Source organism: Paraburkholderia phymatum, assembly GCF_038900715.1.
In the GTDB taxonomy this organism is placed as follows: domain Bacteria; phylum Pseudomonadota; class Gammaproteobacteria; order Burkholderiales; family Burkholderiaceae; genus Paraburkholderia; species Paraburkholderia phymatum_A.
In genome coordinates this window covers 89,785-112,141 of the sequence record NZ_JAYMRZ010000001.1, presented here as the reverse complement: position 1 = coordinate 112,141, position 22,357 = coordinate 89,785, and the positions used below count along the sequence as shown (strand labels likewise).

20 protein-coding genes and 1 tRNA gene are annotated in these 22,357 nt (G+C 63.2%); 9 read left to right on the top strand and 12 right to left on the bottom strand.

Annotated elements, in window-relative coordinates; genetic code table 11:
* Nucleotides 1–22: 22 nt before the first annotated feature.
* The 8 genes from VSR68_RS00475 to recA form a co-directional block, all read right to left on the bottom strand.
* Nucleotides 23–1,816 carry a PglL family O-oligosaccharyltransferase gene (locus VSR68_RS00475; RefSeq protein WP_342937939.1) on the bottom strand — a complete coding sequence of 598 codons (1,794 nt, stop codon included), beginning with the start codon at nt 1,814–1,816 and terminating at the stop codon, nt 23–25.
* 166 nt (nt 1,817–1,982) lie between these two features.
* Complete coding sequence (locus VSR68_RS00470; protein ID WP_177200373.1) at nt 1,983–2,534, bottom strand: pilin; 552 nt, start codon at nt 2,532–2,534, stop codon at nt 1,983–1,985.
* 205 nt (nt 2,535–2,739) lie between these two features.
* On the bottom strand, nt 2,740–3,462 hold the full coding sequence (locus VSR68_RS00465; protein ID WP_342937938.1) for a TerC family protein: 723 nt from the start codon (nt 3,460–3,462) through the stop codon (nt 2,740–2,742).
* 159 nt (nt 3,463–3,621) lie between these two features.
* Nucleotides 3,622–4,503, bottom strand: a complete 882-nt coding sequence (gene sucD / locus VSR68_RS00460; RefSeq protein ID WP_152755494.1) for a succinate--CoA ligase subunit alpha — start codon at nt 4,501–4,503, stop codon at nt 3,622–3,624.
* Nucleotides 4,504–4,613: 110 nt separating this feature from the next.
* Nucleotides 4,614–5,783, bottom strand: coding sequence for an ADP-forming succinate--CoA ligase subunit beta (gene sucC / locus VSR68_RS00455; RefSeq protein WP_342937937.1), 1,170 nt, complete (start codon nt 5,781–5,783; stop codon nt 4,614–4,616).
* Between the two features lie 55 nt (nt 5,784–5,838).
* Complete coding sequence (locus VSR68_RS00450) at nt 5,839–6,588, bottom strand: DUF2889 domain-containing protein (protein WP_342937936.1); 750 nt, start codon at nt 6,586–6,588, stop codon at nt 5,839–5,841.
* A gap of 186 nt (nt 6,589–6,774) precedes the next feature.
* A complete protein-coding gene (gene recX / locus VSR68_RS00445; RefSeq protein WP_342937935.1) occupies nt 6,775–7,584 on the bottom strand; it encodes a recombination regulator RecX in 810 nt (269 codons plus the stop codon).
* A gap of 7 nt (nt 7,585–7,591) precedes the next feature.
* Nucleotides 7,592–8,671, bottom strand: a complete 1,080-nt coding sequence (recA, locus tag VSR68_RS00440) for a recombinase RecA (protein WP_342932486.1) — start codon at nt 8,669–8,671, stop codon at nt 7,592–7,594.
* 249 nt (nt 8,672–8,920) lie between these two features.
* Here recA and VSR68_RS00435 point away from each other — a divergent pair, with 249 nt between their 5' ends.
* The 4 genes from VSR68_RS00435 to VSR68_RS00420 all read left to right on the top strand — a co-directional run bounded on the left by VSR68_RS00435 (nt 8,921) and on the right by VSR68_RS00420 (nt 13,315).
* Complete coding sequence (locus tag VSR68_RS00435; RefSeq protein WP_342937934.1) at nt 8,921–9,712, top strand: response regulator transcription factor; 792 nt, start codon at nt 8,921–8,923, stop codon at nt 9,710–9,712.
* A gap of 9 nt (nt 9,713–9,721) precedes the next feature.
* Complete coding sequence (locus tag VSR68_RS00430) at nt 9,722–11,269, top strand: sensor histidine kinase (RefSeq protein WP_342937933.1); 1,548 nt, start codon at nt 9,722–9,724, stop codon at nt 11,267–11,269.
* Between the two features lie 227 nt (nt 11,270–11,496).
* Nucleotides 11,497–13,155: an MFS transporter gene (locus VSR68_RS00425; RefSeq protein ID WP_342937932.1), complete on the top strand. Its 1,659-nt coding sequence runs from the start codon at nt 11,497–11,499 to the stop codon at nt 13,153–13,155.
* Nucleotides 13,156–13,238: 83 nt separating this feature from the next.
* Nucleotides 13,239–13,315: transfer RNA gene (locus VSR68_RS00420), tRNA-Met, on the top strand.
* Nucleotides 13,316–13,418: 103 nt separating this feature from the next.
* Here the strand turns inward: VSR68_RS00420 and VSR68_RS00415 are convergent.
* Complete coding sequence (locus tag VSR68_RS00415) at nt 13,419–13,862, bottom strand: MarR family transcriptional regulator (protein WP_342937931.1); 444 nt, start codon at nt 13,860–13,862, stop codon at nt 13,419–13,421.
* A gap of 137 nt (nt 13,863–13,999) precedes the next feature.
* On the opposite strand from VSR68_RS00415, the gene VSR68_RS00410 reads away from it, so the two are divergent.
* Nucleotides 14,000–15,538, top strand: a complete 1,539-nt coding sequence (locus VSR68_RS00410) for a DHA2 family efflux MFS transporter permease subunit (protein WP_342937930.1) — start codon at nt 14,000–14,002, stop codon at nt 15,536–15,538.
* A 30-nt stretch (nt 15,539–15,568) separates the two neighbouring features.
* Here the strand turns inward: VSR68_RS00410 and VSR68_RS00405 are convergent, their stop codons facing one another.
* Nucleotides 15,569–16,291, bottom strand: a complete 723-nt coding sequence (locus VSR68_RS00405) for a FadR/GntR family transcriptional regulator (protein WP_342938416.1) — start codon at nt 16,289–16,291, stop codon at nt 15,569–15,571.
* A 231-nt stretch (nt 16,292–16,522) separates the two neighbouring features.
* Between VSR68_RS00405 and dgoD the strand changes: the two genes are divergently transcribed.
* Entirely contained in the window at nt 16,523–17,671 is a 1,149-nt protein-coding gene (gene dgoD / locus VSR68_RS00400; protein WP_342937929.1) for a galactonate dehydratase, read from the top strand.
* Between the two features lie 293 nt (nt 17,672–17,964).
* A complete protein-coding gene (locus tag VSR68_RS00395) occupies nt 17,965–18,267 on the top strand; it encodes a hypothetical protein (protein WP_342937928.1) in 303 nt (100 codons plus the stop codon).
* A 161-nt stretch (nt 18,268–18,428) separates the two neighbouring features.
* Here the strand turns inward: VSR68_RS00395 and VSR68_RS00390 are convergent, their stop codons facing one another.
* Complete coding sequence (locus VSR68_RS00390; protein WP_342937927.1) at nt 18,429–19,358, bottom strand: CopD family protein; 930 nt, start codon at nt 19,356–19,358, stop codon at nt 18,429–18,431.
* Nucleotides 19,355–19,732 carry a copper homeostasis periplasmic binding protein CopC gene (gene copC, locus VSR68_RS00385; RefSeq protein WP_342937926.1) on the bottom strand — a complete coding sequence of 126 codons (378 nt, stop codon included), beginning with the start codon at nt 19,730–19,732 and terminating at the stop codon, nt 19,355–19,357. Before copC ends, VSR68_RS00390 begins: the two co-directional genes overlap by 4 nt.
* A 489-nt stretch (nt 19,733–20,221) precedes the next feature.
* Here copC and VSR68_RS00380 point away from each other — a divergent pair, with 489 nt between their 5' ends.
* Both VSR68_RS00380 and VSR68_RS00375 read left to right on the top strand, forming a co-directional pair.
* Nucleotides 20,222–20,953, top strand: a complete 732-nt coding sequence (locus tag VSR68_RS00380; RefSeq protein WP_342937925.1) for a c-type cytochrome — start codon at nt 20,222–20,224, stop codon at nt 20,951–20,953.
* Nucleotides 20,954–20,974: 21 nt separating this feature from the next.
* Nucleotides 20,975–22,273 carry a cytochrome c gene (locus VSR68_RS00375; RefSeq protein WP_342937924.1) on the top strand — a complete coding sequence of 433 codons (1,299 nt, stop codon included), beginning with the start codon at nt 20,975–20,977 and terminating at the stop codon, nt 22,271–22,273.
* Nucleotides 22,274–22,357: the final 84 nt, after the last annotated feature.

Below are 22,357 nucleotides of genomic sequence, written 5' to 3'. Positions count from 1 at the left end.
CACGACACTTGGAACGGGCGACTCAACTTTCGTCGTCGCCATCGTCCTCGTCGTTGTCGTTGATGCCCTTCGGCGGCGTTCCGTACTTTTTCAGCAGGTCCGCCTTGAACGCGCCCAGCGTCTTCTGCTGGTCGCACAGATCGTACAGATACGCGAGCTGCGAAGGCCAGTCGTGCAACTCTTCCGCGAAAATTTTCAGGCGCTCGACGGTGTCGAATGCGCCGTTCGTATCGCCGGCGAGCGCCTGCAGCACCGCGTATCGCCGCAGCACCGTTTCGCCCGGCAGCAACGCAATCGCCTGACGATGCATTGCGAGCTTGTGCGGCAGATCCTGCGCGTTCATCGGCAGGAGCGTCGCCATGCCGTACTCGCCCCATGCGCCGAACAGGAACGACGGGTCCTCGCGATACTGGTCGAACGGACGCGAGCCGTAGTACAGCACCTCCGAGCGCGCGTAATCGCGATAGACGGGATACAGCGCAGCCAGCCCGCCGAACACGATCACGACGAACGCGCCGAACGAGACGCCGCCGGGAATCAGACGCAGCGGCTTCGTATCGAGCAGGCCGAACAAGAACATCGCGGGCAACAGGAAGAACATGTACTGCTGCGGATATTCAACGAGCGCGTGCATCACGAGCACGCCGATCATCGCAAGGCCGAACACGCGCGCAGCCGTGTGCGGCGCGCGCACGACGCGCACGAACCATGCGCCCAGCCCGAGCAGCACGATGCCCAGACCGATCAGCCCCGTCTTTGCGAGCAGATCGATAAAAATGTCATGCGAGTTGTTCGCGATCTCAACGCCGCCTAGCGCTTTTGCCAGATCGAACTGATAGCGCGGAAATTCGCCCCAGCCGACGCCGAGCAACGGGTGCGTGCGGAACATCGTCAAGCCGTATTTCCACAGCGCGAGACGCGGCGCGATCTGGCTCGCGTCTTTCATGCGCTCTGCCGCGGACTGTGCAAGGCCGAGGTCGTAATGCAGGTTCGCCCAGCGAATCACCGCATTCACCACGAAGAACAACACGGCGAGCACGACGGGCAACAGCCACTCGCGACTGCCGCGGCGTCGGGACGCATTGCGGCGCTGCTCGGCGAACGCCATCCAGAAGCCCGCGACGACGATCACGCCCATCTGCAGCCACGGACCGCGCGACACGGTCAACGCAAGCCCGCCCGAGTAAATCGCCGACACGAGCAGCCAGATGAAAACGTTGATGCGCCGCGTCTGCACGAGGTACATCGCGCCCGCAGTCGCAAACGCGATATAGGTTGCGAGGTGATTGGCCTGCGCCATGTTGCCGAACGGCCGGCGCTCCGACATCACGTTGTACGCGACGACGAGCGGCGTCACCTTCACCTCCAGGTGGAACAGCTGGATCACCTGACAGAAGACGGCAAAAAGCCCGCCGACCACCAGCGCGAACGCGGCCACCGTCACCGCGGTCTCCGACAGATTCGCGCGGCTGAACCCATAGCCCGCGTGCACCGCCATGAGCGAAGCAAGCAGGAAGCCGGCGCCGAGCCAGTTCATCGACGGCTGCGCGACGGGCAGCACGATGGACTGCGCGATCAGCACCAGCCCGAACGCCAGCGGCACCAGCGCCACCACGGGAGACGCGAACGCCACGCGCGGCCGGGTCGTCGACACCAGAAAGGCGACGCCCGCGCCCAGCAGCAGATAGAGCGCCAGCGCCGTGAATTCGGCATAGAACGTCGGGATCGGGTACGTGTGGTTGACGACGGCATACGGCAGGATCAACGCACAGGCCAACAGGAATAAGGACAGGTAACGCGCAAAGGGGTTGGACATGAGTAACCGGGGATCTCAGCAACCGGCGCACTATACAAAAAAATCCTTGCGCTGTGCGCCGGCCGGCCGAAATAACCTCGAATCGGGCCACGGCGCGAAAGCTTTTGCCGTGCCCCTTTACGATGTTCAACAGATTCAGGACGCGCCACCCGTCGTCGGGTTCCCGTCAGCCACGACACTCCGGCGGCGCGAGATTGGACGCCAGCGTCGGAGCGTCCACGGGCACCGGTCCGGCGCCCGGCGCGGGCAGCGACGACGCGGCCTTGCCGCCCGCAAAGCATTCCCACGTGATCGTGCCCTTCTGCACCGCGCCCTTCGCGAGCGCGACGCGCGCAGTCGGCGTGTCGGCGTTATCGGGCGCGGACGGCACGAACACGATCGTATTCGCGCCGTCTTCGGCGACGCGCGTCGTGAACGCAACGGTGATCTGACCCGTGTCGTCGTCGATGTGGATCGACTGGACATTGCGCGTGGCGGGCGGTGAAGCGTAACCGCTGCCGAATGCGTTGCCGCTGCCGGCGTTCTCGCCGACGGTCAGCTGCGCGGCGGCCGCCAGCGACATCCCCTCGCCGACGCGGCTGCGCGCGAGATAGTCCTGATAGGCGGGAATGGCATACGCCGCAATCACGCCGACGATCGCCAGCACGATCATCAGCTCGATCAGCGTGAAGCCCCAGAATCGCCCGATGCGCGCGAGCGCGGCGGACCAGGGGCGCATCGAACGGGCGTGCCGCCCGGGGGTGTGAAGCGTGGACAACGAAGCAACGGCAACAGTAGCGATCATCGGCAGACTCCTCAAAAACGAAAGCGCCTGCCCCGGGAATCAGGACAGGCGCTTCGATCGTAGCGAGCCGTGAATGGCGCCGGCAGTCGGCCGAATGGCTAATGGTGCGCGAGCGAATGCATCGGTAGAGTGAATGGCATCAATGCGTGCCGGGCGGCGCGCCCGTGATGCGCGCCGCGTTTCGCCGCTTCAGCGCGTAGCCGGCTATCACGACGAACAGCGCGCAGGCGATGCGCATGCCGTATTCGGCGATGGGTGTGTCGAGGATCGGCCAGCGGTCGCCGGCCGGGTCGTTGACGATGAGGCCGCCCGCGATCCAGCCGAGCAGCGCGCCGCCGACCGTGACGACGACCGGGTAGCGGTCCAGCAGTTTCAGAACGAGCTGGCTGCCCCACACGATCAGCGGAATGCTGACGAACAGCCCGAACACGACGAGGGCAATGCGGTGATCGGGCTCGGCTGCCTCGGCGGCGCCTGCGATCGCGATCACGTTGTCGAGGCTCATCACGGCATCGGCGATGATGATCGTCTTGATCGCCGTGATCAGCTTGTCGGCGGGTTTGACGTTCGCGTGGGCGTCGGGTGCGGGCGCGAGCAGGCGCACGCCGATCCACAGCAGCAACAGGCCGCCCGCGAACTTGAGCAGCGGCACGTCGAGCAGGGCGACGGCAAACGCAATCAGCACCACGCGCAGCACGATCGCGCCCAGCGTGCCCCACAGCACGCCCTTCGTGCGCTGCGCCGCCGGCAGATTGCGGCAGGCGAGCGCGATCACGACCGCGTTATCGCCACCCAGCAGGATGTCGATGACGATGATCTGAAAAACGGCGCCCCAATGGAGCGTGGCGAGGAACTCGAGCATGGAAAGCAGAATAAAAGGTGGCGAAAGCGACAGGCAACAAAAAAGCGAGGGAGCAATTGCTCGCTCCCTCGCTTTGAACTGCGTCTTACGAAAGAATTTCGTAAGAGTACCAAAAAACGCCGCAACCAGCCGGCGTTTCCGGCGCTATCGCCCCACGTCTTACAGGATCGACTTCAGCAGGCGAGCCATTTCCGACGGGTTCTTCGTGACCTTGATGCCGCAGGCGTCCATGATTTCCAGCTTCGCGTCAGCCGTATCCGCACCGCCCGAGATCAGCGCGCCGGCGTGGCCCATGCGCTTGCCCGGAGGCGCCGTGACGCCGGCGATGAAGCCGACCACCGGCTTCTTCATGTTGTCCTTGATCCAGTACGCCGCGTTCGCTTCGTCCGGGCCGCCGATTTCACCGATCATGATGACGGCGTCCGTATCCGGATCGTCGTTGAACATCTTCATCACGTCGATGTGCTTCAGACCGTTGATCGGGTCGCCGCCGATACCGACTGCCGACGACTGGCCGAGGCCGAGCGCCGTCAATTGGCCGACTGCTTCGTACGTCAGCGTGCCCGAACGCGACACGACGCCAATGCGGCCTTTCTTGTGGATGTGGCCCGGCATGATGCCGATCTTCAGTTCGTCCGGCGTGATCGTGCCCGGGCAGTTCGGTCCGAGCAGCAGCGTCTTGCGGCCTTCGCGGCGCATGCGGTCCTTCACTTCGATCATGTCGCGAACGGGGATGCCTTCCGTGATGCAGATCGCGAGATCGAGATCGGCTTCGACGGCTTCCCAGATTGCAGCAGCCGCGCCTGCGGGCGGCACGTAGATGACCGAGACGGTCGCGCCCGTTTCTGCCTTCGCTTCCTTGACGCTCGCGTAGATCGGAATGCCTTCGAAGTCTTCGCCAGCCTTTTTCGGGTTCACGCCCGCGACGAACGCTTCGCGGCCGTTTGCGTATTCACGGCATGCGCGCGTGTGGAACTGACCGGTCTTGCCGGTGATGCCCTGCGTGATGACCTTGGTGTCTTTGTTGATCAGAATCGACATGTATTGACCTCTGTTCGTTTGGCGACATGCGCTTTAGCGTCTTGCGGCAACTCTCTACCCGCGCCGCTCGCACGCCGCCATTCGTAATCCCGTGATAAGCGCCGGGGCGATCAGGCCTTGCCTGCGGCAGCCGCGACGACCTTCTGCGCGGCTTCTTCCATGCTGTCCGCCGAGATGATCGGCAGGCCGGAGTCAGCCAGCATCTTCTTGCCGAGGTCTTCGTTCGTGCCCTTCATGCGCACGACGAGCGGCACTTGCAGATCGACCGCCTTCGAAGCCGCGATCACGCCTTCCGCGATCACGTCGCAGCGCATGATGCCGCCGAAGATGTTGACGAGAATCGCCGTCAGGTTCGGGTTCTTCAGCATCAGCTTGAAGGCTTCCGTGACCTTCTCCGTCGTCGCGCCGCCGCCGACGTCGAGGAAGTTCGCCGGCTCGCCGCCGAACAGCTTGATCGTGTCCATGGTTGCCATGGCGAGGCCCGCGCCGTTCACGAGACAGCCGATGTTGCCGTCGAGCGAGATGTACGCGAGGTCGAACTTCGATGCTTCGACTTCAGCGGGATCTTCTTCGTCCAGATCGCGGTAAGCGACGATTTCCGGATGACGGAACAGTGCGTTCGAGTCGAAGTTGAACTTGGCGTCCAGCGCGATCACCTTGCCGTCGCCCGTCAGGATCAGCGGGTTGATTTCGGCCAGCGATGCGTCCGTTTCCCACGTTGCCTTGTACAGGCCTTGCAGGATCGTGCGAGCTTGCGGGATCGAAGCGTCGGGCACGCCGATCTTCTTCGCCAGATCGTCGGCTTCCGCGTCGAGCAGACCCTTCGACGGATCGACGGCAACCTTGTGGATCGCGTCCGGCGTCTTCGCGGCGACTTCTTCGATGTCCATGCCGCCTTCGCTCGAGGCCATCACGACGACCTTCTGCGACACGCGATCGATCACGAGACCGACATACAGTTCCTTCTTGATGTCAGCGCCTTCTTCGATCAGCAGACGATTCACCTTCTGGCCTTCCGGGCCCGTCTGGTGCGTGACCAGTTGCATGCCGAGAATCTGGTTCGCGTATTCGCGGACCTGCTCGAGCGATTTCGCGACCTTCACGCCGCCACCCTTGCCACGGCCACCCGCGTGGATCTGAGCCTTCACGACCCACACCGGGCCGCCCAGCTCTTCAGCGGCCTTGACCGCATCGTCCACCGAGAAGACCGGCTTGCCGCGCGGTACCGCGACTCCGAATTTCCGCAGGATTTCCTTACCCTGGTACTCGTGAATCTTCATGCGTGATTCCCTTCAGTCTGAGAGTTGGATTGAACTTCGCTTCCGCCTGGGCCGCTTACTCGGGACGGGCCGTCTTCACGGTCTGTCCGTCGGGCGCGGCGTCCGCGCGATCCGCTGAACGCGGCGCGTGGCCATACCAGCGCGGATAAAACTGGCGCACCGCCTCGCCGTCGAATCGCAGCGCATGGCAGCGGCCCAACTGGAATGGCGGTTTGTCGTTTGATTGCTCGCTTGCCTGACCGCTCGCGTGCTCGTTCGAAGCGTTGTTTTGTGCGTCCTGTCCGTTGCTGCCGTGTGCGTGCTGGCTCGAACCGTCTCCCGATCCGTTTTGCGAACCTGCTTGCTGCCCGTCTCCCGGTTTTCCCCTCGCGGTGTTCCACACGTCGCCGGCGAATGCCTGGATGGCTGCCGTCGGCAGGACTGCGCACAACTCGGTGAGATGCGTGCAGCCAGCCGTGCCGGCCAACAAGCGGACGGCATCACGGCGAAAGTTGCGGAACAGATTGAGCCCGATGAGGGCGCGATAGGCGGGATTGGAGGCTTCACACACACCGGGATACGGCACCCAGTCGGACGACGCTTCGGCGTCGACGACATTGAGCTTGCGATCGATCGTGATGCGGAGCCAGAGTTCATGGATCGGCAGGCCGTTCGGCCGGACACCCGACGCAAGCGCCACGTCACGTGGCTTTTCGTCGGTGAGGCACGCCTCGATATCCCACAGGCCATCTTCACGCTCGTACGCGTCCACTCGGATTGCGCGGCGATGGCGCAATTGTCGGGACACTGGCGGAGAGAGCGGCATGCGAGAAAAAAGGCCGGATTGAAGAACCGTTGAATTTTAGCATACTGGGTATTTGAGACTGGCCGAAGCCCGCCGGGGCTTGTCCCGACGGGCCTTGCGCGTAGTTGCGGCACGGGTCTCACGAGCGTTCATTCGGCGCGGCTGTTGTGGGGCCGTGGGGCGCCCGATTCATTCGCCCCATTCGCCCTATTCCGACGCCCAGTCTTCGTCGATACCCTTGAGAATCTTCCCGATGATCGCCTGCGAAAAGCCACGCGCAGCAAGGAAGCGCGCCTGCTTCGCGCGCTCGTTGGGCGTCTCGGGGAGTTGGCCGAATTTCTTGCGCCACACGGCTTGAGCGCGCGCCAGTTCCGTTTCGCGCAATTGCGCACCGACTTCTTCGACCAGCGCCTGCCCGACCGAATGGCGCTTGAGTTCGCCGACAATGCGGCTCGCGCCCATGCGCGACGCGCGCCGGTTGATCAGGCTTTCCGCGAAACGCGAATCGGATAGCCAGCCTTCGCGTTCGAGCGAATCCAGAAGTTCGTCGATGGATTCGCCCTCCTCCGCGTAGGGCGTGAGTTTGCGCGACAACTCCGCGCGACTGTATTCGCGGCGCGAAAGGTAGCCGAGCGCGCGGCCTTTGAGCGAACGCGCGGGACGTTGTGATGCGCGGCTTGCCGTATCGGCAGATTTGGGCTCGCCAGGCTGGCGACGTGATCGGGTGTAGGTGGTCTCGCCGCCGCCGTCGCCTGAACGGTTGAAAGGAGACGGACGGGAAGACGGACCGAGCCCCGCGGCACGATCGTGGGCATCGAACGATTCGAAAGGATCAGAATCGTCCGATGACGACTCGTGTGTACGCGACGAGGCCACAGACGTAGATGAAGCTGAAGATGATAGAGATGAGCGTGGCGACGATTCGAATGCCTCGTCGTCACGCGGGCCGCCCCCATCGTGTCCTGCGTCCGTGGTGGAAGCAGGGCGCGAAGAAACGGGGCGGCCCTTGCGTATCACGCGACGATTATTCTTCTTCGCCCGCGACTTCCGCGTCTGCACCGACTGCGGCGTCCGTCGGCATTGCGTTCACGCCGAGCGACTCGCGGATACGATTTTCGATCTCGCGCGCGATATCGGGATTCTCACGCAGGAATTCACGCGCGTTGTCCTTGCCCTGGCCAATACGCTCGCCGTTATAGCTGTACCAGGCACCGGCCTTGTCGACGATCTTCGCCTGCACGCCGAGATCGATGATTTCGCCCTGACGCGAGATGCCTTCGCCATACAGGATGTCGAAGATCGCTTCGCGGAACGGTGGCGACACCTTGTTCTTCACGACCTTCACACGCGTTTCATTGCCGATCACTTCGTCGTTCTTCTTGATCGAACCGATACGGCGAATGTCCAGACGCACCGACGCGTAGAACTTCAGCGCATTGCCGCCTGTCGTCGTTTCCGGGTTGCCGAACATCACGCCGATCTTCATGCGGATCTGGTTGATGAAGATGACGAGGCAGTTCGTGCGCTTGATCGTGCCCGTCAGCTTGCGCAGCGCCTGCGACATCAGACGCGCCTGCAGGCCGGGCAGTGAATCGCCCATTTCGCCTTCGATTTCAGCCTTCGGCACGAGCGCCGCAACCGAGTCGATCACGATCATGTCGATCGAACCCGAACGGACGAGTGCGTCCGCGATTTCGAGCGCCTGTTCGCCCGTGTCCGGCTGCGAGACCAGCAGATCGCTCACGTTCACGCCGAGCTTTTGCGCGTACTGGATGTCGAGCGCGTGCTCCGCGTCGATGAACGCCGCCGTGCCGCCGAGCTTTTGCATTTCGGCGACGACCTGCAGCGTCAGCGTGGTCTTGCCCGACGACTCCGGCCCGTAGATTTCCACCACACGGCCGCGCGGCAGACCGCCGACGCCCAGCGCGATGTCGAGGCCCAGCGATCCCGTCGAGACCACCTGAATATCTTCGACTGCCTCACCTTGGCCGAGCCGCATGACCGACCCCTTGCCGAACTGCTTTTCAATCTGCGCAAGCGCGGCAGCGAGGGCCTTGCTCTTTTCCGCAGTCAGTCCAGCCGAGCCTTTCTTGCTTTCTTCCATGAATCGTCCTTTGCTATGATGAACGGCGTCTGAGGCAGGTGCACCAGCTGATTCGACACCGCTTTGTACACGGTATGAACAGCCAGCACGCTAAACGCAGACACTGTATAAAAAAACAGTAGTTTTGGCAAGCCCGAATCACATGCGGACGTCCACATGTGCCAAGCGGGCCACACTCGCTACCCCACAAAAAATTTTCGGAGACGCTGTGCGCCGGAGCGCCCCGGTGCCGGCCGGGCAGGGCGCATCATGCGAATTCTCATTGCCGAAGACGACAGCATACTCGCGGACGGTCTCGTCCGATCACTCCGCCAATCGGCATACGCCGTCGACCATGTGAAGACGGGCGCGGAAGCGGATACCGCGCTGTCGATGCAGACTTTCGACCTCCTGATTCTCGATCTCGGACTGCCGAAAATGTCCGGTCTAGAAGTGCTGCGGCGCCTGCGCGCGCGCAATTCGAACCTGCCCGTGCTGATCCTGACGGCGGCGGACAGCGTCGACGAGCGCGTCAAGGGACTCGACCTCGGCGCCGACGACTATATGGCGAAGCCCTTCGCGCTCAACGAACTCGAAGCACGCGTGCGCGCGCTGACCCGGCGCGGCGCGGGCGGCGGACCGACCGTCGTCAGGCACGGATCGCTGTCGTTCGATCAGGTCGGTCGAATTGCCTATGCCAACGAGCAGGTTATCGATCTCTCCGCGCGTGAGCTAGGATTGCTCGAAGTCCTGTTGCAGCGGATCGGGCGGCTGGTATCGAAGGAACAGCTCGTCGATCACCTGTGCGAATGGGGCGAGGAAGTCAGCAACAACGCGATCGAGGTGTACGTGCACCGGCTGCGCAAGAAGATCGAACCGAGCGGCGTACGCATCATCACCGTGCGCGGGCTTGGCTATTGTCTCGAGAAGGCCGCGCCGTCACCTCCTACGCAAACGCAACCGCAAACGGCTGGCGAGCTGGCATCGCCGCAGACGCAGGCGCCGCAGCAATCCGAGGCGACCGCGTCGGCGGCGATGCCTGCCAGCCACCATTTCAAGTAAAGGCGCTCCATGTCCGTCCGCGCACCACGCGCCACGGCGCACGCGGCGGATATCGACGAAGTCCGCGACGCCCGTTACGCGAATCCGTTCGCGCCGCCCGACGAAACCGAAGCGGCGGCGGAGACGCGTCCGCGCTCGCTGTTCGGCGAAATCCTCGACTGGATGCTCGCGCCCCTGCTGCTGCTGTGGCCGATGAGTCTTGCCGTCACGTATCTGGTCGCGAAGTCGATTGCGAACGGGCCGTTCGACCGCGCGCTGGAAACCGACGCGTACGTGCTCGCGCGACAGATTCATCCCGTCAACGGCGTCGCGGAACTGACACTGCCCGAGTCGACGCGCGATTTCCTGCGCGCCGACAACATCGACAGCGTGTTCTATCAGGTGCTAGGCACGCGCGGTGAACTGGTCGGCGGCGATCGCGACATGCCGCTTCCGCGTGAAGAGGACCGGCCGCAGCCGGGCATCGTCGAGTTTCGCGACGACCTGCTGCGCGGCAACGATATCCGCGTGGCCTATACGACCGTCGAGTTTCCGCAGACGCCCGGCGCGCAGCCCGTGCTCGTGCAGGTGGCCGAGACGCTCGACAAGCGCAGCGCGCTCGCCAACGACATCATCAAAGGCGTGATCCTGCCGCAGTTCGTGATCCTGCCGCTCGCGATTTTGCTCGTATGGTTCGGGCTGTCGCGCGGCCTCGCGCCGCTGCATGCGCTGCAGGCGCATATCCGCGCGCGCCGCCCCGACGATCTGTCGCCGCTCGAAGCGCGCCGCGCGCCGCCCGAAATCGAACCGCTCGTCACGTCATTCAACGACCTGCTGACGCGCCTCGAACAGAACATGGAGCTGCAAAAGCGCTTCATCGCCGACGCCGCGCATCAAATGAAGACGCCGCTCGCCGGCTTGCGCACTCAGGCGGAACTGGCGCTGCGGCAGGATGCGTCGGCGGAAGTGCATCGGTCGCTCGAACAGATCGCAACCAGTTCCGAGCACGCCGCGCGGCTCGTCACGCAGCTGCTCGCGTTGGCGCGCGCGGAGAACCGCATGTCCGGGCAGATCTTCACGCCCGTCGAAATCGGCGACGTCGCTCGCAGCGCCGTGCGTGACTGGGTCCAGGCGGCGCTCGCGAAGCAGATGGATCTCGGCTACGAAGGACCGGAAACGCCCGAAGAAGCGATCGAGGTGGAAGGCAACCCGGTCATGCTGCGCGAGATGCTGTCCAATCTGATCGACAACGCGATCCGCTACACGCCCACAGGCGGACGCATCACCGTGCGGGTGCGGCGCGACGATGTCGCGGGGATGGCCTATCTGGAAGTCGAAGACACGGGCATGGGCATTCCTCCCGCTGAGCGCGAGCGCGTGCTCGAGCGCTTCTATCGGATTCTCGGACGCGAAGGAGACGGCAGCGGCCTCGGTCTCGCGATCGTCCGCGAAATCGCGACGATGCACGGCGGCAAGCTCAGCATCGAAGACAACGTGTATCAGACGTCGCCGCGCCTTGCCGGGACGCTCGTCCGTGTCAGCCTGCGGATGTTGGATCGTGCACGGGACTTACCCTAACCCGTCAGTTTAGTTCGTTTCAGTCAGCAATCGCATGCGGAGCGTTTTCAAGCTGTTAGCGGATGAATTGACGAAGTTGCATGCAATTAGCCGACGTCAGTCGAATTCGCGCGCTCTTAAACACATGCATCGCGAGTCAGAACGCCGTAAGTTTCCGCTCCAATAATCGCTACACGGCAACGCCTGTCCGGGCGAACCGCGACTTATATCAATACTGGAGACGACATATGGCTACCGTAAGCGGGCAAATCTCGCACGCGCCGATGACGAAAGACGAAAAACGGGTGATTTTCGCGTCGTCGTTGGGCACGGTTTTCGAGTGGTACGACTTTTACCTGGCCGGCTCTCTCGCGGCCTACATCAGCAAGAGCTTCTTCTCAGGCGTCAATCCGACGGCCGCCTTCATCTTTACCCTCCTCGGCTTCGCGGCCGGTTTCGCGGTGCGCCCGTTCGGCGCACTGGTGTTCGGGCGGCTCGGCGACATGGTCGGCCGCAAGTACACGTTCCTGATCACGATCGTCATCATGGGTCTGTCGACCTGCGTGGTCGGTTTCCTGCCTGGCTATGCGGCGATCGGCTTTGCATCACCGGTGATCTTCATCGCGATGCGTCTGCTGCAAGGCCTCGCGCTCGGCGGCGAGTACGGCGGCGCCGCAACGTATGTCGCGGAACACGCGCCCGCCAACCGGCGCGGCTTCTACACCGCGTGGATTCAGACGACGGCGACGCTCGGCCTGTTCCTGTCGCTGCTCGTGATTCTCGGCGTGCGCACGTCGATGGGCGAAGAAGCGTTCGGCAGCTGGGGCTGGCGCATTCCGTTCATTGCATCGCTGTTCCTGCTGGCCGTCTCGGTGTGGATCCGTCTGCAACTGCGGGAGTCGCCGGCATTCGAGCGCATCAAGGCCGAAGGCAAGACCTCGAAGGCGCCGCTCTCGGAAGCGTTCGGCCAGTGGAAGAATCTGAAGATCGTGATCCTGGCTCTGATCGGCGTAACGGCCGGCCAGGCTGTTGTCTGGTACACGGGTCAGTTCTATGCGCTCTTCTTCCTGACGCAAACGCTGAAGGTCGATGGCGCGAGCGCGAATATTCTGATCGCGATCGCACTGCTGATCGGCACGCCGTTCTTCCTGTTCTTCGGTTCGCTGTCTGACCGCATCGGCCGTAAGCCGATCATCATGGCGGGCTGCCTGATCGCCGCGCTGACGTACTTCCCGCTGTTCAAGGCGCTGACGCACTACGCGAACCCGGCTCTCGAAGCCGCGACGCAAAAGGCGCCCATCGTCGTGATCGCGAATCCGGACGAGTGCTCGTTCCAGTTCAATCCGGTCGGCACGGCCAAGTTCACGACATCCTGCGATATCGCGAAGAGCGCACTGTCGAAGGCCGGCTTGAACTACGACAACGTGGCGGCACCGGCGGGCACGCTTGCGCAGATCAAGGTCGGCGACACGACGATCGACACATATGACGGCAAGGCGGCGGGCGCCAAGGAAGCGGGCGCGACGTTCGACAAGACCTTGAGTACCGCGCTGAAGACTGCCGGCTATCCGCCGAAGGCCGACCCGTCGCAGCTCAACTGGCCGATGACGGTCGTGATCCTGACGATCCTCGTGATCTACGTGACGATGGTGTATGGGCCGATCGCGGCGATGCTGGTCGAGATGTTCCCGACACGCATCCGCTATACGTCGATGTCGCTGCCATATCACATCGGCAATGGCTGGTTCGGCGGCTTCCTGCCGGCGACCGCGTTCGCAATCGTTGCGGCCAACGGCAACATCTACTCCGGGCTGTGGTATCCAATCGTGATCGCGCTGGGCACCTTCGTGATCGGCCTGCTTTTCGTGCGGGAGACCAAGGACTCCAACATCTACGCGCAGGATTGAGCGCCGCGTAGACGAGGGGCCGTAAAAAGATGCCGGCGGGGGTTGACAGCCTCTGTCGGCATCTTCATAATTTCGCTTCTTTCGGCGAATTAGCTCAGTCGGTTAGAGCGACGGAATCATAATCCGCAGGTCCGGGGTTCGAGTCCCTGATTCGCCACCAAATGCAAGAAGCCGCTGTTTCTCACGAAACAGCGGCTTTTTTCATTTCCAGCACGCCGATTTAAAGATCGATGGCCGCGCAACCAACAGCGCTGCGCGCGCCCTCACCGCTCGACGATCCTCGTCAGATTCCCCCGCACTTTCTGCAGCAGCGCGATGAGTTGCTTCGCTTCCTCGTCGGTCAAGCCGCTCAGACCCTCCGCCGCAATCTGATCGCCGACTCTCTTCGCATCGTCCAGCGTCTGCTCGGCCTTCTCCGTCAATCGAATCTGCTTTTCGCGTCGATCACGCGGATTGCCGATGCGCTCGATCCATCCGCCCTCTTCCATCCTGTCGAGCAGCCGCCCAGCCGAAATGGGTGCGACCTCCAGCAGATCCGCGAGCCGTGCCTGATTGATATCGCCGTAATGCGACAGATACGCGAGCGCGCGACATTGCGCGCGCGTCAAGTCGATCGACAGCCGCGCGAGGTCGTCGAACCGCTTGCCGACCAGCCTGCCGACATCGGAAATGAGAAAGCCGAAGCGCTCGTCGAAATGGGTTTTCATCGCGCGATTATACGAAGAGGCTCCGCTTCGTCGGCCCGAAACATCCCGCGAAAAGCCGTATCCGGGAAATTCAGCGTTTCCATAAAAAGCGGCCGCCTATACAATAAGCATGCTTACTATCTCAAAATTATCGCTTCATGGCCCCCGATTCGCCGGCAGCAAAGCCCGCCGTCGCACTCAACCGTCCGATGATCACGATCGCGATCATGCTCGCGACGCTGATGCAGACGCTCGACAGCACCATCGCCAATGTCGCGCTGCCGCACATGCAGGGCAGTCTGTCGGCGTCGCAGGATGAGATCACGTGGGTGCTCACGTCGTACATCGTCGCGGCCGCGATCGCGACGCCGCTCACCGGCTGGCTGTCCGACCGGCTGAGCGTCAAGCGGCTGCTGATGTTCGCGATCGGCGGGTTCACGGTCGCGTCGGCGCTGTGCGGGCTGTCCGAGACGTTGACGCAGATCGTCGCGTCGCGTCTCTTGCAGGGTATCTTCGGCGCATCGCTCGTGCCGCTGTCGCAGTCGATCCTGCTCGACATCAACCCGCGCGAGAAGCAAGGCCAGGCGATGGCCGTCTGGGGCATGGGCGTGATGGTCGGCCCGATTCTCGGCCCGACGCTCGGCGGCTGGCTCACCGATAGCTACAACTGGCGCTGGGTCTTCTTCATCAATCTGCCGATCGGCGCGTTCGCGCTCTTTGGCGTGCTGACGTTTCTGCCGTCGCGCGAACCGAAACACGACGCGAAGTTCGACGCCTTCGGTTTCGCGACACTCGGCCTCGCTATCGGCGCGCTACAGGCGATGCTCGATCGCGGCGAGCAGCTCGACTGGTTCGGCTCGCATGAAATCGTCGTCGAAGCGCTGATCGCGTCGATCAGCTTCGCGTTCTTCATTGCGCATACGGCGACCGTCGGCAAGTCGTCGTTCTTCAAGTACGAGTTGCTGAAGGACCGCAACTTCGCGACGGGCACGTTCTTCATCTTCATCATCGGCGCGGTGATGTATGCGACGCGCGCACTGCTGCCGCCGATGCTGCAAAACCTGATGAACTATCCCGTCGCGACGACGGGCCTCGTCACCGCGCCGAGCGGCGCCGGCACGATGCTCGCGATGCTGCTCGCAGGGCGGCTGCTCAAGCACATCGACGCGCGCGCGATGCTTCTCACCGGCTTCGTCGTATCGGCATTCGCGCTCTGGCAGATGATGCATTACACGATCGTGCTGTCGGCATCGGACATCGTCTGGCCTGGCGTGATCCAGGGCTTCGGCCTCGGGCTCGTGTTCGTGCCGCTGAGCGCGCTCACTTTCTCGACGCTCACGCCCGCGCTGCGCGCCGACGGCACCGCGACCTATAGCCTGATGCGCAACATCGGCAGCAGTATCGGCATCTCGATCGTGCAGACGCTGCTCACGCGCAACACGCAGGTCGCGCACTCGGACCTCGCAGCGAACGTGAACATGTTCAACCCGATCGCCCAGCCGATACTCGCGACGGGTTCGCGCGTCGACGTCGCCGTGCTCGACGCATCGATCACGCAGCAGGCCGCGATGATCGCGTATCTGAACGACTTCAAGCTGATGTTCGTCGCGACGCTGGCCGTCATTCCCCTCGTGCTGCTGATTCGCCCGTCGCGGGGAGCAGGCAGCGAATCTGCCGCGCATGCGGCCATGGATTGAGGCGACGCACGACGTGAGCCCTCACCCGCGTCAGCCTTCGATCCGCCCTCGCGTGACGCCGAGCAGCGACGCCATCGCGTGACGCGCGCGCGGCGCATCCCGGTCGCGGATCGCTTCGAACACGGCCGTATGCTCGGCGAGCGACGCATTGAACACGTCGGCGCGTTTCGCGTTCAGACGCAACTGCGCTTCGAGCGTGCGCTCGATCAGCGTGCCGAGCGGTATCAGCAATTCGTTGCTGCATGCGGCGAGCACGCTCAGATGGAACTGCAGGTCTGCGCGCACCCATTCGTCGACGTTGCGCGCCGCGGCCATCGCCGAATGCGCGGCATCGAGCGCACCGAACGATTCGTCGCTGTGCGACGCCGCCGCGAGCGCGGCCGCGTAGGGCTCGATCATCTCGCGCATTTCCTGCAGCTTCAGCGCGAAATCCATCGCGGGCGCGACGCGCGAATACCAGTCGAGCAGATCCGCATCCAGCAGATTCCACGCGGTCTTCCGACGCACGCGCGTACCGACGCGCGGCCTCGACTCGATCAGCCCTTTCGACGTCAACGTGCGCAGCGCTTCGCGAAGCACGGTGCGGCTCACGCCGAACGTCTCCATCAGGTCCGCTTCGCGCGGCAGAATGGATTCCGGCGCATAGTCGCCGCGCAGAATGGCCGTCGCCAGCAAATACGCGACGCGGCCGTGCAGATCTCGCTGAATGTCGGTTCTCCTGATGCGGAATGTCGGTGGTCCGTTACGCGGCATCGCGTGGGGAAGCGGCGTGGACCGCCCGCGATTATCGGCGATCGGGCGCGCGAAACCCAACGCGAATCCCGTCTCGCCCGATAAAACCTTGCGTCAAATAATACTATTAATACTACTTTAAAGCGATTTTGCTGTAGCATGTGGCTCCTCGACTGCCGCGCCGCGCTCAATCCGTCGGCGAAACGAGGCGCTCATGAACTGCAACCGGCTTTGCCAGCAAAGGAGACACCCATGAAGATCACCCGAATCGAAACATTCATCGTTCCTCCGCGCTGGTGTTTCGTGAAGATCGAGACGGACGAAGGCCTTGTCGGCTGGGGCGAGCCCGTCGTCGAAGGGCGCGCGCATACCGTCGCGGCCGCCGTCGACGAGCTTTCCGACTATCTGATCGGCAAAGACCCGCGCAACATCGAGGACCACTGGCAGGTCATGTACCGCGCGGGCTTCTATCGCGGCGGCCCGATTTCGATGAGCGCGATTGCGGGCGTCGATCAGGCGCTGTGGGACATCAAGGGCAAATTTCACGGCGTGCCTGTGCACACGCTGCTCGGCGGCCAGGTGCGCGACCGCATCAAGGTGTATTCGTGGATCGGCGGCGACCGTCCAAGCGACGTCGCGAACAACGCGCGCGCCGTCGTCGAGCGCGGCTTCAAGGCCGTGAAGATGAACGGCTCGGAAGAGCTGCAGATCATCGACACTTTCGACAAGGTGCAAGGCGTCATCAACAACGTCGCGGCCGTGCGCGAAGCCGTCGGGCCGAACGTCGGCATCGGCGTGGATTTCCACGGCCGCGTTCACAAGCCGATGGCGAAGGTGCTCGCGAAGGAACTCGATCCGTTCAAGCTGATGTTCATCGAAGAGCCCGTGCTGTCGGAGAACGTCGAGGCGCTGCGCGACATCGTCAACCAGACGAGCACGCCCATCGCACTCGGCGAGCGTCTGTATTCGCGCTGGGACTTCAAGCACATTCTCGCGGGCGGTTACGTCGACATCATCCAGCCAGACGCATCGCACGCGGGCGGCATCACGGAATGCCGCAAGATCGCATCGATGGCGGAGGCCTACGACGTCGCGCTTGCGCTGCACTGCCCGCTCGGACCGATCGCGCTCGCGACATGCCTGCAGATCGACGCCGTCAGCTACAACGCGTTCATCCAGGAACAGAGCCTCGGCATCCACTACAACCAGGGCAACGATCTGCTCGACTACATCAAGAACCCTGAAGTCTTCAAATACGACGAAGGCTTCGTGTCGATTCCGCAAGGTCCGGGGCTCGGCATCGAAGTGAACGAGGACAAGGTGCGCGACATGGCGAAGATCGGCCATCGCTGGCGCAATCCGGTTTGGCGTCACGCGGACGGCAGCGTCGCCGAGTGGTGAGCAGGCTCGCGCCGTATCGCGAATGAACAAGCAGACGCCGCCTTCGGGCGGCGCTTGTCATTTGACAACCGTTCGTTTCGTCGCCGGCGTTACGTGAAGCGTCGCCACATAGGGCGTTTCAGTAACGTTACATAACTGACCGGGAAAGCGCGTTGCCGTCTTTCACACGCGTCGCAACCGCCGCGAAGGCCCTTGACGGACAAGGCTCCTCGCGATGCAAGACGACACTTCACGAGCTCTGGCCCGCTCCTTGCTGAACGTGATGCAAAACATCCGTTCAAGCAGAGGACGCAATGGGCGAATTTCTTCCTGACTATCTGATCCGCGAACAGGCGGCCGTCGGCGCGCTGGTGGTGTTCGGCGTGTTGCGCGTGATCGGCGCGGCGATCGCGTTCGAGCGCGGCTGGCGCATCGCGACGATCGAAAGGTGTTTCCTCGCCGCGGCGTTTCTTTATTGCGTGCCGCAACTCCTCGATCTGCTGATGCACATGACGAGCGCACATGCGGCAGCGGCTGAGCTCGAAGGCAAGGCGGCGGGCTGCGCGATCGGACTTTTTTGTGCGCCTATCGTCGGGCACAAACTGGGCTACGAGTGATCCGCGCATCGGCTTGCATCGGCGCCGCACGTCGGGTCGTGCGGCGCATTCGTGCGTGATGATCCGGCGCGCTTCAAGTGCTACAACGCTCCCAAGCGCTTCATGCACTTCAAGCACTTCAAGCACTTCAAGCGCTTCAAGCACTTCAAGCGTTCAAGCGTTCAACCCAACGCGACATACCCCGGCACGCTGTGCGACAACATAGCCGCAGCGGCGAAGATGCCGAGCATCGCAAGCGCCTCGAGATACAACACGTTCGAGAACGTATGCGCATCCATCGTCGCGGCGGTGCGCCGCAGTCTCGGCAGCGCGGCAAAACGGTTGAGTCCGCCCATCACTAGCGCGAGCGCAACGAGCACGAGCTTGAGCGTGAGCACGTGACCCCATGTGCTTCCCGTGATCGCGTCGAATGATCCGCCCGCACCGCGCACTGCATTGAACACGCCCGAGAGCACCACGAACACGACAGCGACGAGCGATACGTTCGACAACTGCGTCGCGGTGCGTATCATCACGCCGCGCGCGATCGACGTGCCGAGCGCCGGCAGCACCGAGAACCCCGCTGCGAGCACGAGGCCGCCCCACACGGACGTCGTGAGCACGTGCAGCGTTTGCGTGCCGATCGCGGCAGATGCGACACCCGCATCCGCCGCATGTCCGAGCGATGCCTTGCCGCCCGCAATCGCGATCACGGCGAGCCACAGCAGCGCATTGCGCAGCATGTTGGTCTGCCGTGCGAACGATACGAGCACCAGCACGAGCGCGCCGACGAACGCGATGCTCCAGCCGAAACCGACATGCGTCTGCGACAGCATCGTCGGCACGACGCCGATTGCCTCAGGCAGGCTGACACCCGCCATCTCCGCCGCCTGATAGAGCAGCCAGCCGAGATCGGCGAGCACGAGCACGATCGCGGCAGCCTGCATCGACCGCTGCGCGCGCAACCACGCTGGGCGCGCGGGCGCGATCTTCGCCTGCGCATCGTTCGCGAGCCACGCGCCGAGCAACGCCGAACCGACGGCAAACGCAAACGCGACGTTCATGAGCGCGGCCATCGCGACCTGCCCGATCCACAATCCGTCGACTCTCATTTGACGCTGAAGGCGTAGGTGCCTTTGGTGCGGTGTCCGTCTTCGGCAACGGCCGTCCATTGCACCGTGTAACGCCCCGGCGCGAGCGGCTGCAACGCGAGACGCATGGTCTGCGTGTCCGCTGCATCGACTTCGGAAGCGGCGGACGCCGCCGGCTTGCCATGCGCATCGACGAGCGCGATCTTGCTGAACGCCGGCTCGAGCGGCTCGCTGAAGTGGATCGTCACTGCGGAAGGCGCTGCTATCGCGGCATTGGGCGCGGGTTGGCGCGACGTCGGCGTCGCATGAGCGAAGGCGTTCGACGCGACGACGAGCGACACGCCGCACGCCGCAAGCCAGCGAAGTGGCGAGCGCAATGGCAGGGAAAGAGTCATAAGGTGGCTATGAATGGAACGCTGGAAAATGCAAGGACGGCAACGACGGTCGGAATAGTACGCTTCGATATCTCGCGGCTGAGTCAGTTCAACGATGCGGAGCCGTTCATCGCGCCGCGCGGCATCAGCATCACTTCGCGAACGAAGCGACGCGCGTGAATAGCGTGAAAGCGAAGAGCGCGAGACATCGCAATCGAGTGACCGCCTATCGATGCAAATGCGCAATCTTAAATGAGCTGGAAGCGCTGCCGCCAGGGCGCAACGCATTTTGTGAGCAAGCACGCGTCCTTATGCGATGACGATCGATTGCGTCAACTTGTCGCATCGACGGGTGTCGTGAGGGCGCATCAGGTGGGAAATCGGTCGCATGTGTCAAATAGTCACCATTACCCATCGATGATAGAATGCTGCGTCGCCGCGCAGCGTCGGAAGTATCCATCGCGCTGCACACACCGATCCGCTCGAAGTTCGGCAAGGTCCCCGATAATCATGGAGTTACGCGTGTCTTCAAGACGCATTTTCCGCCCTTTGCTCGCCCTGCTGTTTATCGGGTGCGCAGGCGTATCTGGCGCTGCGAAAGCGCAAACTCAGCCCAAAGCTCCGGACACGATGGAAGCGCGCGTGCAAGGCTGCACGGCATGTCACGGCTCGAAAGGCCAGGGCACGGATAACGACTACTTCCCGCGTCTCGCTGGCAAGCCGGCCGACTATCTGTACAACCAGTTGAAGAACTTCCGCGAAGGCCGCCGGAAGTATCCGCCGATGAACTACCTCGTCACGTATCTCTCGGACGACTACCTTCATCAGATCGCGACGTACTTCTCGCAGCAGCGTCCGCCGTATCCGACGCCGGCCAAGCCGACCGTCTCCGATGCGACGCTCTCGCGCGGCAAGGAAATCGTGCTGAACGGCGACGCATCGAAGCAGATTCCCGCTTGCGCGGCTTGCCACGGCAAGGGCCTCACGGGCATGGAACCGGCTATTCCGGGCCTGGTCGGACTGCACTCCGACTACATCAGCGCGCAGCTGGGCGCATGGCGTTCGGGTTCGCGCCACGCAATCGAGCCTGACTGCATGCACACGATCGCAACGCGTCTGACGGACGCCGACGTGAACGCGGTCGCCGCGTGGCTGTCCACGCAGCAGGCGCCGCAGAACCCCGTGCCGGTACCCGCCAAATCGTTGAAGACTCCGCTTGCCTGCGGCAGCGAACCGCAATAAGGCACCGGGAGAGACAAACAAATGAAACGCAAGTCTTTGTTCGCCCTTTCGGCTGTCGTCGTCGTCGCGGCCGCCGCACTCGTTCCCGTCCTGTGGTCGGGTGGCGACAACCTGCACAACGGCACCGCGATGGCGGCCACGCCGGCAGACCAGGCTGAACTGATCAAGAAGGGCGAGTACCTCGCCCGCGCGGGCGACTGTATCGCGTGCCATACGGTGCGCGGCGGCAAGATATTCGCCGGCGGCCTGCCGATGGCCACGCCGTTCGGCACGCTGTTCACGCCGAACATCACGCCCGATGACCAGCACGGCATCGGCAAATGGTCGCAGGACGACTTCTATCGCGCGATGCACACGGGCCGCTCGAAGGACGGCAGCCTGCTCTATCCGGCGTTCCCGTTCACGAGCTACACGAAGGTCTCGCGCGCCGATTCCGACGCGATCTACGCCTATCTGCGTTCGGTCCCGCCCGCATCGGTGCCGAGCCGTCCGCACGAACTCAAGTTCCCGTTCAACAACCGCAACCTGCTGATCGGCTGGCGCACGCTGTTCTTCCGTGAAGGCGACTACAAGCCGGACCCGACCAAGTCGGTCGAATGGAACCGTGGCGCGTATCTGATCGAAGGCCTCGGCCACTGCGGCATGTGCCACACGTCGATCAACGCGATGGGCGGTCCCGTCAACTCGGCTGCGTTTGCCGGCGGCCTGATCCCGCTGCAGAACTGGTACGCGCCGTCGCTGACGTCGAACAAGGAAGCGGGCCTCGGCGACTGGGACATCAAGGAAATTTCCGATCTGCTGAAAACAGGCGTGTCGCCGCGCGGCGCGGTGTTCGGTCCGATGGCCGAAGTGGTTCACAACAGCCTGCAGTACATGACGGACGAAGACATCCACGCGATGTCGACGTACCTCAAGACGATCCCGCAGAAGAGCGAAGCGCCTGAGCATCTGCAACTGGAAACGTCGGAGCAGTTCGGCGGCGAACTGTTGAAGCAAGGCCAGAAGGTCTACGCGGACAACTGCGCGAAGTGTCACGAAGCGAATGGTCTCGGCCAGCCGCCGAACTTCCCGCCGCTCGCGAACAACCAGTCGATCCAGATGCCGTCGGCCGTCAACCCGATCCGCATGGTGCTGAACGGCGGCTATCCGCCGAGCACGGATGGCAATCCGAAGCCGTATGGCATGCCGCCGTTCGCGCAGTCGCTGTCGAATCAGGAAGTCGCAGCCGTTGTGACGTACATCCGCCAGTCGTGGGGCAACCACGGCACGGCTGTGTCGCCGCAACAAGTAGTCGATCTGCGTTCGGCGCCGCTCGACTAAGCGCCGTCTGATGTATCGGGGCGCGGCCTGCGGTTATCGCGGCCGCGCCCTTCGCTTTTTGTAGCATCGTGTAGCATCGCGGTA

Coding starts and splice junctions, on each gene's coding strand:
- VSR68_RS00415 (WP_342937931.1), bottom strand. CDS start 13,862: ATGAAAACCCATTTCGACGAGCGCTTCGGCTTTCTCATTTCCGATGTC.
- VSR68_RS00410 (WP_342937930.1), top strand. CDS start 14,000: ATGGCCCCCGATTCGCCGGCAGCAAAGCCCGCCGTCGCACTCAACCGT.
- sucD (WP_152755494.1), bottom strand. CDS start 4,503: ATGTCGATTCTGATCAACAAAGACACCAAGGTCATCACGCAGGGCATC.
- VSR68_RS00450 (WP_342937936.1), bottom strand. CDS start 6,588: ATGCCGCTCTCTCCGCCAGTGTCCCGACAATTGCGCCATCGCCGCGCA.
- VSR68_RS00470 (WP_177200373.1), bottom strand. CDS start 2,534: ATGCGCCCCTGGTCCGCCGCGCTCGCGCGCATCGGGCGATTCTGGGGC.
- VSR68_RS00465 (WP_342937938.1), bottom strand. CDS start 3,462: ATGCTCGAGTTCCTCGCCACGCTCCATTGGGGCGCCGTTTTTCAGATC.
- copC (WP_342937926.1), bottom strand. CDS start 19,732: ATGACTCTTTCCCTGCCATTGCGCTCGCCACTTCGCTGGCTTGCGGCG.
- VSR68_RS00475 (WP_342937939.1), bottom strand. CDS start 1,816: ATGTCCAACCCCTTTGCGCGTTACCTGTCCTTATTCCTGTTGGCCTGT.
- VSR68_RS00375 (WP_342937924.1), top strand. CDS start 20,975: ATGAAACGCAAGTCTTTGTTCGCCCTTTCGGCTGTCGTCGTCGTCGCG.
- VSR68_RS00395 (WP_342937928.1), top strand. CDS start 17,965: ATGGGCGAATTTCTTCCTGACTATCTGATCCGCGAACAGGCGGCCGTC.
- VSR68_RS00435 (WP_342937934.1), top strand. CDS start 8,921: ATGCGAATTCTCATTGCCGAAGACGACAGCATACTCGCGGACGGTCTC.
- VSR68_RS00430 (WP_342937933.1), top strand. CDS start 9,722: ATGTCCGTCCGCGCACCACGCGCCACGGCGCACGCGGCGGATATCGAC.
- sucC (WP_342937937.1), bottom strand. CDS start 5,783: ATGAAGATTCACGAGTACCAGGGTAAGGAAATCCTGCGGAAATTCGGA.
- VSR68_RS00425 (WP_342937932.1), top strand. CDS start 11,497: ATGGCTACCGTAAGCGGGCAAATCTCGCACGCGCCGATGACGAAAGAC.
- VSR68_RS00380 (WP_342937925.1), top strand. CDS start 20,222: ATGGAGTTACGCGTGTCTTCAAGACGCATTTTCCGCCCTTTGCTCGCC.
- recA (WP_342932486.1), bottom strand. CDS start 8,671: ATGGAAGAAAGCAAGAAAGGCTCGGCTGGACTGACTGCGGAAAAGAGC.
- dgoD (WP_342937929.1), top strand. CDS start 16,523: ATGAAGATCACCCGAATCGAAACATTCATCGTTCCTCCGCGCTGGTGT.
- VSR68_RS00405 (WP_342938416.1), bottom strand. CDS start 16,291: ATGCCGCGTAACGGACCACCGACATTCCGCATCAGGAGAACCGACATT.
- VSR68_RS00390 (WP_342937927.1), bottom strand. CDS start 19,358: ATGAGAGTCGACGGATTGTGGATCGGGCAGGTCGCGATGGCCGCGCTC.